Annotated in this window: 14 protein-coding genes; 7 read left to right on the top strand and 7 right to left on the bottom strand. The window is 72.2% G+C overall.

What is annotated here, in order from left to right; translation table 11 throughout:
* Positions 1 to 8: 8 nt before the first annotated feature.
* The gene (locus ACIBH3_RS12385; protein ID WP_396311895.1) at positions 9 to 1256 is read left to right on the top strand and encodes an ATP-binding protein; all 1248 of its coding nucleotides are present in this window, start codon (positions 9 to 11) and stop codon (positions 1254 to 1256) included.
* A 98-nt stretch (positions 1257 to 1354) separates the two neighbouring features.
* Here the strand turns inward: ACIBH3_RS12385 and ACIBH3_RS12380 are convergent, their stop codons facing one another.
* On the bottom strand, positions 1355 to 1927 hold the full coding sequence (locus ACIBH3_RS12380; RefSeq protein WP_396311894.1) for a GtrA family protein: 573 nt from the start codon (positions 1925 to 1927) through the stop codon (positions 1355 to 1357).
* A gap of 325 nt (positions 1928 to 2252) precedes the next feature.
* Here ACIBH3_RS12380 and ACIBH3_RS12375 point away from each other — a divergent pair, with 325 nt between their 5' ends.
* The 4 genes from ACIBH3_RS12375 to ACIBH3_RS12360 all read left to right on the top strand — a co-directional run bounded on the left by ACIBH3_RS12375 (position 2253) and on the right by ACIBH3_RS12360 (position 5738).
* A complete protein-coding gene (locus tag ACIBH3_RS12375; RefSeq protein WP_396312075.1) occupies positions 2253 to 3419 on the top strand; it encodes a 5-(carboxyamino)imidazole ribonucleotide synthase in 1167 nt (388 codons plus the stop codon).
* Positions 3419 to 3958: a 5-(carboxyamino)imidazole ribonucleotide mutase gene (gene purE / locus ACIBH3_RS12370; RefSeq protein WP_396311893.1), complete on the top strand. Its 540-nt coding sequence runs from the start codon at positions 3419 to 3421 to the stop codon at positions 3956 to 3958. Before ACIBH3_RS12375 ends, purE begins: the two co-directional genes overlap by 1 nt.
* Before the next feature lie 22 nt (positions 3959 to 3980).
* On the top strand, positions 3981 to 5183 hold the full coding sequence (locus ACIBH3_RS12365) for a dipeptidase (protein WP_396311892.1): 1203 nt from the start codon (positions 3981 to 3983) through the stop codon (positions 5181 to 5183).
* Positions 5184 to 5444: 261 nt separating this feature from the next.
* On the top strand, positions 5445 to 5738 hold the full coding sequence (locus tag ACIBH3_RS12360) for a hypothetical protein (RefSeq protein WP_396311891.1): 294 nt from the start codon (positions 5445 to 5447) through the stop codon (positions 5736 to 5738).
* Between the two features lie 89 nt (positions 5739 to 5827).
* On the opposite strand, the gene ACIBH3_RS12355 is transcribed toward ACIBH3_RS12360, so the two are convergent.
* The 4 genes from ACIBH3_RS12355 to ACIBH3_RS12340 all read right to left on the bottom strand — a co-directional run bounded on the left by ACIBH3_RS12355 (position 5828) and on the right by ACIBH3_RS12340 (position 10031).
* Positions 5828 to 6733 (bottom strand): hypothetical protein, encoded by a 906-nt coding sequence (locus tag ACIBH3_RS12355; RefSeq protein ID WP_396311890.1) that lies wholly within the window; start codon positions 6731 to 6733, stop codon positions 5828 to 5830.
* Between the two features lie 445 nt (positions 6734 to 7178).
* Positions 7179 to 8042: a hypothetical protein gene (locus tag ACIBH3_RS12350; protein WP_396311889.1), complete on the bottom strand. Its 864-nt coding sequence runs from the start codon at positions 8040 to 8042 to the stop codon at positions 7179 to 7181.
* A 205-nt stretch (positions 8043 to 8247) separates the two neighbouring features.
* On the bottom strand, positions 8248 to 8658 hold the full coding sequence (locus ACIBH3_RS12345; RefSeq protein WP_396311888.1) for a CoA-binding protein: 411 nt from the start codon (positions 8656 to 8658) through the stop codon (positions 8248 to 8250).
* 35 nt (positions 8659 to 8693) lie between these two features.
* Positions 8694 to 10031 carry a UDP-glucose dehydrogenase family protein gene (locus ACIBH3_RS12340; protein ID WP_396311887.1) on the bottom strand — a complete coding sequence of 446 codons (1338 nt, stop codon included), beginning with the start codon at positions 10029 to 10031 and terminating at the stop codon, positions 8694 to 8696.
* A gap of 223 nt (positions 10032 to 10254) precedes the next feature.
* Here ACIBH3_RS12340 and ACIBH3_RS12335 point away from each other — a divergent pair, with 223 nt between their 5' ends.
* Entirely contained in the window at positions 10255 to 11505 is a 1251-nt protein-coding gene (locus tag ACIBH3_RS12335; protein WP_396311886.1) for an LCP family protein, read from the top strand.
* Between the two features lie 99 nt (positions 11506 to 11604).
* The gene (locus ACIBH3_RS12330) at positions 11605 to 12768 is read left to right on the top strand and encodes an acyl-CoA dehydrogenase family protein (protein WP_396311885.1); all 1164 of its coding nucleotides are present in this window, start codon (positions 11605 to 11607) and stop codon (positions 12766 to 12768) included.
* 139 nt (positions 12769 to 12907) lie between these two features.
* On the opposite strand, the gene ACIBH3_RS12325 is transcribed toward ACIBH3_RS12330, so the two are convergent.
* Positions 12908 to 13366 (bottom strand): serine O-acetyltransferase, encoded by a 459-nt coding sequence (locus ACIBH3_RS12325; protein ID WP_396311884.1) that lies wholly within the window; start codon positions 13364 to 13366, stop codon positions 12908 to 12910.
* A 110-nt stretch (positions 13367 to 13476) separates the two neighbouring features.
* Positions 13477 to 14844, bottom strand: a complete 1368-nt coding sequence (locus ACIBH3_RS12320) for an LCP family protein (RefSeq protein ID WP_396311883.1) — start codon at positions 14842 to 14844, stop codon at positions 13477 to 13479.
* Positions 14845 to 14946 lie beyond the last annotated feature (102 nt).

Here is a 14946-nt window from a genome sequence, read left to right as displayed (position 1 = left end):
GCCGCAGCGTGAAACGCAGGATGATCAACTCGCTGCTCGGCGTGGTCCTGGTGGTGGTGACGGTGTTCTGCGTCCCGCTCGCCCTAGTCGAGAAGCGCACCATCGTCAACTCCGCCCAGGACCGGGTGGACGCGGCCGCCGTCCGGGTGCTCGCCCTGGTGGAGAACCGGCTCGCGGCGGGCGAGCCCGTCACCGGCGAGAAGTTCGCCAACCAGGTCACCGAGGGCAGCTACGTCGAGGTCGACATCCCCGGCCGCCCGGCCGTCTCCACCGGCCAGCGCCCCAGCGGCAGCCACCTGCTCAAGGCGGTGGAGGTCGGCGCGAGCGGCGAGACGGTGATCGTCGAGCAGTCCCGCGCGACCGTCGACCACGAGATCGGCAACATGCTGCTGCTGCTCGGCGTGGTCGCCCTGCTCGCCGTACAGGCCGCCGTCGCCCTCGCCGTCTGGCAGGCCAAGCGGCTGGCCCGCCCGCTCACCGACCTCGCCGAGACGGCCGAACGGCTCGGCTCCGGCGACCCGCGCCCGCGCGACCGCCGCTACGGCGTACCCGAACTCGACCGGGTCGCCGAGGTGCTGGACCAGAGCGCCGAGCGGATCGCCCGGATGCTCACCGCCGAGCGCCGGCTCGCCGCCGACGCCTCACACCAGTTGCGCACCCCGCTGACCGCCCTCTCGATGCGGCTGGAGGAGATCACCTCCCTCGCCGAGGAGCCGGAGACGGTCAAGGAGGAGGCGAACATCGCGCTCCAGCAGGTCGAACGGCTCACCGACGTGGTGCAGCGGCTGCTCACCAACCAGCGCGATCCGCGCAGCCCGGCCGCCGTCGCGTTCGACCTGGACGATGTGATCAAGCAGCAGGTGGAGGAGTGGGGGCCGTCGCTGCGCGACACCGGCCGGACGCTTCAGGTCGAGGGCCTGCGCGGGGTCGCCGCCGTCGGCACCCCGGGCACGGTCGCGCAGGTGCTGGCCACCCTGATCGAGAACTCGCTGATGCACGGCGCGGGGATGATCACGCTGCGGGTGCGCCCCTCCGGCACCTCGATCGTCGTCGAGGTCCAGGACGAGGGCAGCGGCGTCCCGCTGGAACTGGGCAACCGGGTCTTCGAGCGGGCGGTCAGCGGCCGCAACTCCACCGGTATCGGCCTCGCCGTCGCCCGCGACCTGGCCGAGGCGGACGGCGGCAGGCTCGAACTGCTCCAGCTGCGCCCGCCGGTGTTCGCCCTCTTCATGGGCCGCAGCCACAACAAGGGGTAGCGCCCGTCCGCTCGCGGGGGCGGACGCCCGGGTCCGGGTGGCCCCGGGTCCGCGTCGCCCCAGGTCCGCGTTGCGTCGGGGCCGGTTCTCGCCCCGGCCTACTTCGCGTAGTGGTGGACTTCCTCGGTGGCGAGCAGCAGTTCGGCCTGCTCGACGACCGCGGGCGTCTGAGCGCCGGGGGAGGTCGCCGGGTTGGTCCCCGGTGCGGGCTCGGCTGCCGGGACCTCGGGCATCGCCTTGAAGACCCAGGTCCGGTACGAGAAGAAGCGGAACAGCGTGCCCAGGCCGGTGCCGAACGCCTTGGAGATGTTGTACGCCAGCGGCCCGTGCAGGCCCAGGGTGTACGTCGCGAACCAGACCGTGCCGTTCTCGATCAGCATCCCGATGCCGCTGAAGATCAGGAACAGCGTGATCTCGCGTCGGCGCGAGGCGGCGTCGCTGTCGCGGTAGACCCAGTAGCGGTAGCCGAGGTAGTTGGCGGCGATGGCCACCAGGGTGCCGATCACCGAGCAGCGGACGGGTGCCCAGCCGGTCAGGTGCAGCACGGCGTTGGAGACGCCGAAGTTCACGAAGACGCCGCCCAGGCCGACGACACCGAACTTGACCACCTCGCCGGAGAGCCCGCGCAGTCGCTGGACCAGGGAGGTGCTCGATGTGGCGTTCGTCGTCATACCCGGCTGTCTCCTGTGCCTGCGGGACGAGAGTGCCTGCGCGGCTGCACAGCTCCCTGGAGTCCTGCACGCGCGCACACAATCACATCAGCGCAACTGGACCCGGCCATCCAGGCTACCCCGTTCGGCCAACCGGATCAGCCCGAGGGGGAGAGCCCCGAGGCGGAGGCTCTCGTTCCGCCGCAGCCCCTGCTCCCGCTGGGCTGCCGCGCCCCCGCGGGGGCGCCGCACCGCCGGCCGGGAGCACCCGCACCCCCCACCTCACCTCCCTCGCGCCCGCCCCCGCGGGTCGCGCGTTCCGCCGCCCCCCACCGGCCCGGATATCCTGGGCAGCGTGACTTTCCCGGGCAACGCAAACTTTCCAGTGGTGGGCATGATCGGCGGCGGGCAGCTGGCCCGTATGGCGCACCAGGCGGGCATCCCGCTCGGGGTCAGGTTCAAGCTCCTCGCCGACACCCCCCAGGACTCCGCCGCACAGGTGGTCTCCGACGTCGTCCTCGGCGACTACCGCGACCTCGACACCCTGCGCCGCTTCGCGGCCGGCTGCGACGTCATCACCTTCGACCACGAGCACGTCCCGACCGAGCACCTGCGGGCGCTGCAGGCCGACGGCATCGCCGTCCGCCCCGGCCCGGACGCCCTGGTCAACGCCCAGGACAAGGGCGTGATGCGGGCCAAGCTCGACTCGATCGGCGTCCCCTGCCCCCGGCACCGCCTGGTGGCCGACCCGGCCGACGTGACCGCCTTCGCCGAGGAGGGCGCCGGCTACCCGGTGGTCCTGAAGACGGTCCGCGGCGGGTACGACGGCAAGGGCGTCTGGGTCGTCGACAGCGAGGAGGAGGCGCACGCGCCGTTCCTCGCGGGCGTCGCGGTGCTGGCCGAGGAGAAGGTCGACTTCCTGCGCGAGCTGGCCGCCAACGTGGTGCGTTCGCCCAGCGGCCAGGCCGTCGCCTACCCCGTGGTGGAGAGCCTCCAGGAGAACGGCGTCTGCGCCGAGGTCACCGCCCCGGCCCCCGAGCTCGATCCGGCGATGGCCGCCGAGGCCCAGGCCCTCGCCCTGCGGATCGCCGGCGACCTGGACATCACCGGCCACCTGGCCGTCGAGCTGTTCCAGACCCGCGACGGCCGGATCCTCGTCAACGAGCTGGCGATGCGTCCGCACAACTCCGGCCACTGGTCGATGGACGGCGCCGTCACCTCGCAGTTCGAGAACCACCTGCGGGCCGTCCTCGACCTCCCACTCGGCGACCCCCGGCCGCGCGCCAAATGGACCGTCATGGTCAACGTCCTCGGCGGCGACTACCCGGACATGTACCACGCCTTCCTGCACTGCATGGCCCGCGACCCCGGCCTGCGCATCCACATGTACGGGAAGGACGTGAAGCCCGGCCGCAAGGTCGGCCACGTCAACGTCTTCGGGGACGACCTCGACGACGTCCGCGAGCGCGCCCGCCACGCGGCCGCCTACCTGCGAGGAACCATCACCGAATGATGAGCACGAGCACCCCCACTGCTCCCGTCGTCGGCATCGTCATGGGCTCGGACTCCGACTGGCCCGTGATGGAGGCCGCCGCCCAGGCGCTCGACGAGTTCGAGATCCCCTACGAGGTCGACGTCGTCTCCGCCCACCGGATGCCGCGCGAGATGGTGGCGTACGGCGAGAACGCGCACCGGCGCGGGCTGAAGGCGATCATCGCCGGGGCCGGCGGCGCCGCCCACCTGCCCGGCATGCTGGCCTCCGTCACCCCGCTGCCCGTCATCGGCGTGCCGGTGCCGCTGCGCTACCTGGACGGCATGGACAGCCTGCTGTCGATCGTCCAGATGCCGGCCGGCGTGCCCGTCGCCACCGTCTCGGTGGCCGGCGCCCGCAACGCCGGGCTGCTCGCGGTGCGGATGCTCGCCGCCTTCGACCCGGAGCTGACCGAGCGGATGACCGACTTCCAGGCCGAGCTGAACAGCCAGGCCACCGAGAAGGGTAAGAAGCTGAGGGCCAAGGTGGCGGGTTCCTCCTCGTTCGGCTTTGGGAAGTAGCCCGCCTGGATAGAACAGCTGCATGACTTCTGAGCTGTTCGACCGAGCGCTGGCCCTGCTCCGCGACACCCCGGTGGTGGACGGCCACAACGACCTCCCCTGGGCGATGCGCGAGCAGGTCGGCTACGACCTGGACGCCATCAACCTGACGGCCGACCAGCGCGCCCGGCTGCACACCGACCTCGACCGCCTGCGGGCGGGCGGGGTCGGTGCGCAGTTCTGGTCCGTCTACGTCCGCTCCGACCTGGCCGGCGACCACGCGGTCAGCGCCACCCTGGAGCAGATCGACTTCGTGCGGACGCTCACCGAGCGCTACCCGGACCGGCTGCGGCTCGCGCTCGACGCCGACGACATGGAGGCGGCCCGCGCCGAGGGCCGGATCGCCTCGCTGATGGGCGCCGAGGGCGGCCACAGCATCGACTGCTCGCTCGCCACCCTGCGGGCCCTGTACCAGCTGGGCGTGCGGTACATGACGCTCACCCACAACGACAACCTCCCCTGGGCCGACTCGGCGACCGACAAGCCGGCCGTCGGCGGGCTGACCCGCTTCGGCGAGGAGGTCGTCCGGGAGATGAACCGGCTCGGCATGCTGGTGGACCTGTCGCACGTCTCCGCCGACACCATGCGCGACGCCCTGCGGGTGACGCAGGCGCCGGTGCTCTTCTCGCACTCCTCCGCGCGCGGCGTCTGCGACCACCCGCGCAACGTCCCCGACGACGTGCTGGCCCAGCTGCCCGACAACGGCGGCGTCGCGATGGCCACCTTCGTCCCCAAGTTCATCCTGCCCGCCGCCATCGAGTGGACGGTCGCGGCCGACGAGAACATGCGGGCCCACGGCTTCCACCCCCTGGAGGCCACGCCCGCCGCGATGGACCGCCAGCGCGCCTTCGAGGCCGCCCACCCCCGTCCGGAGGCCACCGCCGCCACCGTCGCCGACCACCTGGACCACATGCGGGCGGTGGCCGGCATCGACCACATCGGCATCGGCGGCGACTTCGACGGCACCGCCTTCCTGCCCGCGGGCCTGGACGACGTCTCCGGCTACCCCAACCTGATCGCCGAGCTGCTGGGGCGGGGCTGGTCCGAGGCCGACCTCGCCAAGCTCACCTGGCACAACGCGGTGCGGGTGCTGCGCGAGGCCGAGTCCGTCGCCCGCACCCTCCGGCGGACCCGGCGCCCGTCCATCGCCACCATCGAGCAGCTGGACGGCCCGCAGGCGCACTGACCGCCGGTCAGTTGCCCGCCGGTGGCCGGCCCGAGGAGCGCCGCCGGGAGAGTGTCGAGTCCATCATGCCTCGTCAGCCTGCCCGGCGGTAGGACCGAGAGCACGCCCGTTCGATCTTGCTCGGGCCCGGCGGCGCCCCTCAGACTCGATCCATCCACCCCTGCCCACGCGGCCGCACTCTCCCCGGAGATGCGGTCGCGCCCGTCGCGCTGCCCGCGTGCCGGAGGGCGCCGCACGAGGGTGGAGGAACGAGGGGGATCGATGAACCACGATGAGGTGCTCCGGGCCCGGATGCTGCTGCTCGGCTCCGGCGAGCTGAGCACGGCCGAGCGGCTGCGGGCCTACCGGGTGCTCGTCCACGTCAGCCCGGCGGTGTACCGGACGAAGCTCTCGCGGCTGCTGGTGAAGCTCGCCGCACGCAGCGGCCCCGAGGCGCGGGCGGCACTGCTCGCAGAGGCCGTGACGGTGGCCGAGGGCCTGGCCGAACGCGACCCGCTGCGCACGGACGTACTCGGAGCCGCCCTACGCGTTGCCCGCGACGAGACGGCACGCTGACGCCCGATCACCTCCTGGTGGCCCGACTGCGCACCCGCCCCCGCAGCGGGCCACCACCCGCCCGGGGCCCCGCCCACCTGCCGCATCGCTCACCCCGAGCCGAGCAGGTCCGGCGCGGGCCTCCCGTCCAGGGCGGCTCTGGCGGCCTGCATCGCGGCCCGGGCGCGGTTCGCGCCGCCGGGGGCTGCGGCGGCCCCGCCGCCGACGGCGACCGGGCGGGCGCCGAGGCCGGCACACGCCCGGCAGATGCCGGCCTCCGGCACCGGGTCGTGGCACCGGCCGCACTCGGCGTACCCCCGCCCCGGCGGCTGCTCGGGGGCTTGGACGGGAGGCATCTTGCGTTCGAGTCGGCTGCGGAGCACGCCGACGGGGGAGTGCACCGTCGCGGGCAGGCCTTCCAGCAGGGCCTGGGCCAGTCGGCCGGGGCTGCTGCCGCGCTCCAACCACTGCGTCACCAGCGGTGCCAGTCGTACCGCCTCGGCCTCGCCGATGTGCAGGCGCGGCTCCGGCCGGGTCACCCGGTACAGCGTGGCGACCGCCGCGCGGGTCTGCTCGTCCCCCGGAACCCCCGTGGTCTGCCCGGTGTCCCCGGCCCGCTCGACAGGGAGGGAGGGTTCTTCCACCCGGTTCTTTACAAGAGGGGTGTCAGCGCGACCGGCGCCCGCCTCACCGGGGACCGGGCGGGCGACACCCGGCGCCATCAGCTGCGGGAGGTCGAACACGTGCGACTCCGAGCGTACGGTGCCGTCCGACATCCGTACCTTGTCGACCCGGTAGTACCCGGCCTCGGTGAGTTCCTTGAGGGCCCGGCGGATCGCCCCGCGGCCCTGCGGGCTGGAGTCGGCCATCTGCCGCGCGTCCTCCCGCCACCCGTCGGGGCGCGAGAGCAGGTCGGCCAGCAGGCCCCGGGCGGTGTAACTGAGCCTGCGGGCTTGAAGAAACCCGTTCGGCAGCACCGTGAAGTCGCGCACGTGGGCGCTACGATGGACACGCATTGGGAGGTCTTGCTCCTGTTGCCGGACCCCGGGGTGTTGGCGCACCGCCGGGGTCAACTGTGTGACGTTCCGGTGACGGAACGTAGCACCTCGCCGGTCCCGACGGCGCCGAGTCGCCCAAATCCTGCGCGTACGCACCGGTTCTGACCGATTGTGCTCACCGATCCACCTATCCCCGCCCTAGTTTGACCCGTCGCCGCCCGCCGATGGCCACATGCCCTCACCCGACAGGTGGGGAACGCCGGAGGAGGCCGCCGGCCCGCCAAGTGACAGGTGGCGCCTTTGCGTTCGTGATCCCCGCGCCCGGCGCGTACGGTTCGCGGCACAGCGGCGAGCCGGAAGGCGACCCGCCATGGCACAGCCGCCCGACCTGGGTGCGCCCCCGTCCATGTTCCGTGGGCTCGTCCCGACTTCGCCGGGGTAATGACCACCGGCGTACGGCAGGTCAGCTCGGACGCCGCGAGAGGGTGAGTCGCCCGCCCGGGTAGGCGCTGCGCCAGGCATCCGGATCCTGGAGGGGACGGGTCACGCAGCGGTGCCGCACCAGGTCCGATCGCTCGGCCGGAGTCAGCCTCCTCGGCTTGCCGAGGCTGTCCCGGTCCGAGTCGGGGTCCGCGTCGATGGCGAAGTGGAAGGCGGTGTCGGTCAGGTAGTCGCGGCGGAAGTCTGTCTCCCACTGCGAGTTGCTGCCCCAGGCCAGCGACCCGTCGAAGGTCTCCTCCCGGTAGCGGCGCATGAACACGTCGTGGAGCGGCGACCGGTCCGCGATGCCCGCGACCAGGTGCCGGGCGCCGGCACGCACCGTCACACCAGCGCGGCTGAACAGCATCTCCCCGAACATCAGGCCCGGCCAGACCGTCCCGGTGATCTCGACCGGCGCCTCCGGGTGCTCGTCCTGCTCGACGTGGACGACCTCGTGGAAGAACGGTTCGAATGCGACGTCGCCGATCGGGGCCATGCCGAGCCGGGCGAAGGCGGCCAGGTACTGGTCACGGGTGATCTGCGGCCAGCACTCGGGCTGGTGGATGTCATGCGCCCAGGGGATCTCAGAGCCCGGCGGCAACAGCGGCTGGAACTTGTAGATCAGTGCGTCGCTCACGCGGCTGAGCGCGTACGCCGTCTGTAGGGGATCGCCGAACTCGTACTCGGTCCGCTTCCATCCGCCGAAGGCGGCCAGCGGCGCGAGGGCCTCCCGGACGGCGTCGGTGTGCTCGTTCAGCGACGGTTCGACGACCGCGGGGGAGACGTCCACGCCCTGGTGGTTCTCCACGGCGTGGAACAGTCGGCGGACGCGCAGTGCGGGGATCACGTAGTGCAGCGTAGGCAGACCCGTCCGTGCGGTCGACCGGCTTTCCCGCGAGGCTGCGTCAGGGTGCCGTGACCGTGGGCGCCGGCATCGGTGCCATCGCCCGCAAGACCATCTCACTGAGCGAGTGACTACGCTTATGTCTCCAGACTGAGCAGTGACGGACTCGACCGGTACGCCACCTGCTGCTGATCGCCGGGTCGAGGTCTCAGAGCAGCGGGATCTCGATGGCCGGGCACTTGTCCATCACCATGTCCAAGCCGGCCGCCCTGGTCCGCTCGTAGGCGGCCTCGTCGATGACGCCGAGCTGGAACCAGACGGCCTTCGCGCCCGCCGCCACGGCCTCGTCCGCCACCACGCCGGCGTGCTCGGAGTTGACGAACACGTCCACCACGTCGACCTCGAACGGGATGTCGGCGAGCGTGGCGTACCCCGGCTCGCCGAGGACGGTCTCCGCCTTCGGGTGCACCGGGACGATCCGCTTGCCATAGCGCTGGAGCACCCGGGCCACCCCGTACGCCGCGCGCGCCGTGTTGTTGGACAGGCCGACCACGGCCCAGGTGTCGCCCGTGGCGGTGAGGATCCTGCGGACGGTCTCGTCGTCTCCGTACGTCGTCATGCCGGCTCCAACGACGGCGCAGCGGCGGCCATTCCTCAGCTGGGCCGGCCCATGGCGCGGTACGTCCAGCCGGCCGCGCGCCAGCGGGCGCCGTCCAGCACGTTGCGGCCGTCGATCATCCTGCGCTCGGCGACGACGGCGCCCAGGGCGGCCGGGTCGAGCTCGCGGAACTCCTGCCACTCGGTGAGGTGCAGCACCACGTGCGCGCCCTCGGCCGTCTCCAGGGCGGACGTGCCGTACGAGAGGCTGGGGAACATCTTGCGGGCGTTGTCCATCGCCTTGGGGTCGTACACGGTGACCTGCGCGCCCTGGAGCTGGATCTGCGCGGCCACGTTGAGGGCGGGCGAGTCCCGGATGTCGTCCGAGTTGGGCTTGAAGGCGGCGCCGAGCACGGCCACCCGCCGGCCCAGGAAGCCGCCGCCGCACTGCTCGCGGGCCAGCTCCACCATCCGGGACCGGCGCCGCATGTTGATCGAGTCGACCTCGCGCAGGAACGTCAGCGCCTGGTCGGCGCCCAGCTCCCCGGCGCGGGCCATGAACGCCCGGATGTCCTTGGGCAGGCAGCCGCCGCCGAAGCCGAGTCCGGCGTTGAGGAACTTGCCGCCGATCCGCTCGTCGTAGGAGAGCGCCTTGGCGAGCTGGGTGACGTCGGCGCCGGCGCTCTCGCAGACCTCGGCCATCGCGTTGATGAACGAGATCTTGGTGGCGAGGAAGGAGTTGGCGGCGGCCTTGACCAGCTCGGCGGTGGCGAAGTCGGTGACGACGAATGGCACACCCTGCCCGATCGGCGTCGCGTAGACCTCGCGCAGCAGCTCCTCGGCCCGCTCGGTGCGTACGCCGACCACGATCCGGTCGGGGCGCAGGGTGTCGCCCACGGCGAAGCCCTCGCGCAGGAACTCCGGGTTCCAGGCCAGCTCCGCGCCCTCGCCCACGGGGGCGAGCGCGGTCAGCCGCTCGGCGAGCCGGCCCGCGCTGCCCACCGGGACGGTGGACTTGCCGACCACCAGCGTGGGACGGGTCAGATAGGGGGCGATCGAGTCGATGGCGGTGTCGACGTAGCTCATGTCGGCCGCGAATTCGCCCTTGCGCTGCGGGGTGTTGACGCAGATGAAGTGGACGTCGCCGAACTCGGCGGCCTCCTGCGGCGAGTTGGTGAAGCGCAGCCGGCCGGTCGAACCGGGGTGCCCGGCGACGTGCTTGACCAGCAGCTCGGAGAGCCCGGGCTCGTACATCGGGACCTGGCCGGCGGTCAGGGTGGCGATCTTCTCAGGGTCGATGTCCAGGCCGAGCACCTCGAAGCCGAACTCCGCCATGCAGGCGGCGTGCGTGGCGCCGAGGTAGCCGGTGCCGATCACTGAGATGCGGAGGGCCACGGGTTCCCCTTTGCGGAATGTCGACCTGGCGGGCATCGTCGCCTGCGCTGGCTGGGTGCAAGCACTGATGCTAGCCGCCCGCGCGCGGGCGCAGTAGCCGCGCCCGGGCCGAGGGACATTCGGGAGCAATCTGTTCGAATCCATGCGGCCCGAGCGGCGGGGCCGGGCGGCAATATCCGTGAGCGGCGGGCGGGCCCGGTGTGACCGTCGGCACAATGCCCCCATGGAGCCGAAGGCCGAAATCCAGGACGAGCCGGACGAGTTCCGCACCACCGCCCCCGGCCCGGCTGCTGCGGCGGCCGACGGCCCTGCCCGCGCGCCGGGCGGCGCCGAGGGCCGTGCCCGGCTCAGCCTGTTCGAAGGCCGCGCCGCCGAGGGGGATGACGAGGCCCAGGGCGAGGGGGACGAGGAGGGGGCGCCCGTCCGGCCGGGTACGGCCCCGGCCCGCCGCCGGCGCCGTACCCGGCGGGTGCTCGGCTGGGTCCTGGCCACCCTGCTGTCACTGACCGCCGCCGCGGTCGGCGGCCTCTACTGGACGGCCGAGCACTACGCCTCCTCCGTCGCCCGCATCCCGCACGCCTTCCCCGGCGTCCCGGAGTCGGCGCAGCCGCGCCCGGTGCCCGGCAGCGGGCTGAACTTCCTGCTGGTCGGCCTGGACGCCCGCTCGGACTCCGCCACCACCGGCAGCGGCGCCAAGGCCCCGGCCTGGCGGGAGGGCGCGGCCCGCAGCGACACCATGATGCTGCTGCACCTGTCCGAGGACCGCCGAGGCGCCTCGCTGGTCTCGCTGGCCCGCGACACCTGGGTGGACATCCCCGGTCACGGCCGGGCCAAGCTGAACGCCGCGTACTCCTGGGGCGGCCCGGCGCTGATGACCGAGACGGTGCAGAACCTCACCGGCATCCGGATCGACCACATCGCGGTGATCGACTGGAACGGCTTCCGCGCGCTCACCGACGCCGTCGGCGGCGTGGACATCACCATCCCGCGCACCATCGAGGCGGTCGGCGAGGCCCGCCGCTGGGAGGCCGGCACCCGGCACATGGACGGCGCCCAGGCGCTGCTCTACGTCCGGGAGCGGTACGGCCTGCCGGGCGGCGACCTGGACCGCACCAAGCGCCAGCAGAACTTCCTGCGTTCGCTGATGCTCCAGGTGATGAGCTCGGGCACGCTGACCAGCCCCGGTCGGCTGGGCGCCCTGCTCCGGTCGGTGGGCGAGATGGTCAGCGTGGACGACCGGCTGGGCAACTCCGACCTGTACGACCTGGTGTGGAGCCTGCGCTCGGTGCGGGCGGACGACGTTCGCTTCATGAACGCGCCGTTCGGCGGCTTCGACACCGTCGCGGGGCAGGATGTGGTGCTGCTGGACGAGAAGCCGGCCGCGCAGCTGTGGGAGGCGCTGCGCAACGACCGGATGGTGCAGTACTTCCGGGAACACCGGGCCGGTGACACGCTGGGTGCGGACGTCCGCTGAGCGGCTGACGGTGTCGCGCATGTCACGTCAGGCCTAGGCAGTGTTCAACCCTAGAATTAGGATCTACTTAACAGTAATTAACTAGGCGAGCGAGGCATCATGGCGAGCAGCTCAGGAGCGGACTTCGACCTCTTCCGTACCACCGAGGAGCACGACATGCTCCGGGAGGCGGTGCGCTCGCTGGCCGAGGCGAAGATCGCCCCGTTCGCGGCCGAGGTGGACGAGCAGGGCCGTTTCCCGAACGAGGCGCTGGAGGCGCTGCAGGCGAACGACCTGCACGCCGTGCACGTCCCCGAGGAGTACGGCGGCGCCGGTGCGGACGCGCTGGCCACCGTGATCGTGATCGAGGAGGTCGCCCGGGTCTGCGCGTCCTCCTCGCTGATCCCCGCGGTCAACAAGCTCGGCTCGCTGCCGGTCCAGCTCTCCGGCTCGGAGGAGCTGAAGCAGAAGTACCTGGGCGCGCTGGCCCGTGGCGAGGGCATGTTCTCGTACTGCCTCTCCGAGCCGGACGCCGGTTCGGACGCCGCCGGGATGAAGACGCGCGCCGTGCGTGACGGCGACTTCTACGTCCTCAACGGCGTGAAGCGCTGGATCACCAACGCGGGCGTCTCCGAGTTCTACACGGTGATGGCCGTGACGGACCCCGAGAAGCGTTCCAAGGGCATCTCCGCCTTCGTCGTGGAGAAGGGCGACGAGGGCGTCTCCTTCGGCGCGCCGGAGAAGAAGCTCGGCATCAAGGGCTCGCCGACCCGCGAGGTCTACCTCGACAACGTGCGCATCCCGGCCGACCGCATGATCGGCGCCGAGGGCACCGGCTTCGCCACCGCCATGAAGACCCTGGACCACACCCGGGTCACCATCGCGGCTCAGGCGCTCGGCATCGCCCAGGGTGCGCTCGACTACGCCGCCTCGTACGTCAAGGAGCGCAAGCAGTTCGGCAAGCCGATCGGCGACTTCCAGGGCATCCAGTTCATGCTCGCCGACATGGCGATGAAGCTCGAGGCCGCCCGCCAGCTCACCTACGCGGCCGCCGCCAAGTCCCAGCGCACCGACGGTGACCTCACCTTCTTCGGTGCGGCCGCCAAGTGCTTCGCCTCGGACGCCGCGATGGAGATCACCACGGACGCCGTCCAGCTCCTCGGCGGCTACGGCTACACCCGCGACTACCCGCTGGAGCGGATGATGCGGGACGCCAAGATCACCCAGATCTACGAGGGCACCAACCAGATCCAGCGCATCGTCATGGCCCGCAACCTGCCGTAGGCCTGACTCCCTGGCCGTGCCCGCGAAGCCCCCGCGTCCACCTCCGGACGCGGGGGCTTGCGCATGCCCGGGTCTGAACGAGGACGCCTGAACGAGCCGGGACGGGGCGAGGGGGCCGGGCGTCGGGCGAGTGGACGGCTCAGCCGATCCGGCGGGCGGGGACCGGGGTGCGCAGGCCGATCCGGCGGGCCGGGGCGCCGGCCCAGATCTCGCCGGGGCCGGTGGAGCGGGTGAGGACGGCGTTGGCGCCGATGACGGTGCCGGCGCCGACGGTCAGGACGCCCTCCTTGCAGATGACCTTCGCTCCGGCGCAGACCACCACGCCGTCCTCGAGCACCACCCGCCGCATCCGGCTCAGCTCCTGCGGGACCCAGGGGTCGGCGCGGCCGATGGTGACGCCGTTGTAGAGCGTGACGTCCGCGCCCAGCGTGGTGAACGGGTGCAGCACGGTGCCGAAGCCGCGGTGAAACACGGCCAGCCCCGGCCCGATCTCGGCGGCCGCCGGCACCTCCATGCCGTACAGCGCCAGCAGCTCCTGGACGAGTCGGCCGAGAACGCGGTGGCGGCGGCGGTAGATGAGGGAGGTCATCAGAGACATGCAGCACATTGTGACCGCCCGGTCGCGCAATGTGTCGGCGCGAGCGCGAAAGCTGCGCCGTACGGGTGAGTACGGCGCAGCCGGGTCGCGGGTCGCGGGTCGCGTGGGCGCTACTTGACGTCCGGTACCGCGGTGTCGTTCTTGAAGGCGTCGAAGACCTGCTTGGCCTTGGCGGAGTCCCACTTCACGGCCGACTCGCCGGTCGAGGTGCGGAAGTCGGGGTTGCCGATCGGCACGGTGATGCTCTTGCCGCTGCCGCCGTTGACGTCCTTCATGGCCAGGAAGAGCGAGCCGAGGTCGGTCAGGCCGGCGTCCTCGTCCACGATCAGCGTGCCGAGGCCCGAGCTGATCAGCGGGTAGAGGGTGAACGGGTTGAGCACGGTGACCGGTGAGGCGGCCTGCTTGGCGAGGGCGCCCAGGAACTTCTGCTGGTTGCGCATCCGGCCGAGGTCCTGGTCGGCCATCTGGTGGCGCTGGCGGACGAAGGCGAGCGCCTGGGTGCCGTTGAGGGTCTGGGTGCCGGCCTTGAGGTCCAGGCCGGAGTCCTTGTCCTTGACGTCCTGCTCGATGTTCATCTCCACGCCGCCGATGGAGTCCACGATGCCGACGAAGCCGGCGAAGCCGATCTCGGCGTAGTGGTCGATGTGGATGCCGGTGTTGGTCTCCACGGTCTGCGCCAGCAGCTTGCCGCCGCCGCTCGCGAAGGCCGCGTTGATCTTCGTGGTGACGGCCTTCACCGGCTTGCCGTTGTCACCGGTGTGCTCGGGGATCGGCACCCAGGAGTCACGCGGGATGCTCATCAGGGTGTTCCCGTTGTCCCCGATGTGCAGGACCATCATCGAGTCGCTGCGCTTGCCGCCGGCGTGGCCGGTGTGCAGGTCCTCCTCCTGGGAGTCGCTGAGGCCGTTGCGGCTGTCCGAGCCGACGATGAGCCAGTTGGTGCCCTTGCCCTCGGCGGGCCGGCCCGGGTACGAGGCGAGCACGTTCTCGTGGTTGAGCTTGGAGTCCGCCCAGAACCAGGTGCCCACGCCGGTCGCCACCAGGGCGATCGGCAGCACGATGGCCGTGATCTTCAGGATCCGCTTGATCATCGGCCCGCGGGAGCGGGCGGCGGACGGCTGCGCGCCGCCCGGGGCTATCGGACCGCGCGGACCGCCGGGGCCGCCCGCACCGCCGGGGCCGACCGGCGCCCCGGGCCCCTGCTGCGGGATCGCACCGGGCCGGGCCGGCTGCCCGTACGAGGAGGGCTGGCCGTAAGGCGTCGGCTGCCCGTAGGGCTGCTGCTGCGCGCCCGCGGCCGGCTGCCCGCCGGGCTGCGGGGGGCGCCGCGGCGAGGGCGCCGAGGGGCCGCGCGGGTTCAACGAGGCCGGCAGCGGCGGCTCGCCCGCCGTGCCACCGCTCTGCCCGTACGTGCCGCCGCTGTCGCCGCCGTACGGGTTGCCACCGCCGCTCGGGCGGCCCTCCTGCCACGTGTTCATGTGGGAGAGGATGCCCGACGCCTGCCTCGGTGACTCCACCCGGGGTCCTCACCAGCCCTCTTGTAGCAGACCTGATGCAAGGGGCGGATCGTACCGCCGTAT

This window comes from Kitasatospora sp. NPDC050543 (genome assembly GCF_044457565.1).
In the GTDB taxonomy this organism is placed as follows: domain Bacteria; phylum Actinomycetota; class Actinomycetes; order Streptomycetales; family Streptomycetaceae; genus Kitasatospora.
Note: the sequence above shows the minus strand (reverse complement) of the source record. Positions and strands in the feature narration are given on the sequence as shown.

Bases quoted from the DNA above. Each gene is read 5' to 3' on its own strand.
- ACIBH3_RS12320 (WP_396311883.1), bottom strand. From the start codon at position 14,844: ATGAACACGTGGCAGGAGGGCCGCCCGAGCGGCGGTGGCAACCCGTAC.
- ACIBH3_RS12380 (WP_396311894.1), bottom strand. From the start codon at position 1,927: ATGACGACGAACGCCACATCGAGCACCTCCCTGGTCCAGCGACTGCGC.
- ACIBH3_RS12355 (WP_396311890.1), bottom strand. From the start codon at position 6,733: ATGCGTGTCCATCGTAGCGCCCACGTGCGCGACTTCACGGTGCTGCCG.
- ACIBH3_RS12335 (WP_396311886.1), top strand. From the start codon at position 10,255: ATGGAGCCGAAGGCCGAAATCCAGGACGAGCCGGACGAGTTCCGCACC.
- ACIBH3_RS12365 (WP_396311892.1), top strand. From the start codon at position 3,981: ATGACTTCTGAGCTGTTCGACCGAGCGCTGGCCCTGCTCCGCGACACC.
- ACIBH3_RS12345 (WP_396311888.1), bottom strand. From the start codon at position 8,658: ATGACGACGTACGGAGACGACGAGACCGTCCGCAGGATCCTCACCGCC.
- ACIBH3_RS12360 (WP_396311891.1), top strand. From the start codon at position 5,445: ATGAACCACGATGAGGTGCTCCGGGCCCGGATGCTGCTGCTCGGCTCC.
- ACIBH3_RS12325 (WP_396311884.1), bottom strand. From the start codon at position 13,366: ATGTCTCTGATGACCTCCCTCATCTACCGCCGCCGCCACCGCGTTCTC.
- purE (WP_396311893.1), top strand. From the start codon at position 3,419: ATGAGCACGAGCACCCCCACTGCTCCCGTCGTCGGCATCGTCATGGGC.
- ACIBH3_RS12330 (WP_396311885.1), top strand. From the start codon at position 11,605: ATGGCGAGCAGCTCAGGAGCGGACTTCGACCTCTTCCGTACCACCGAG.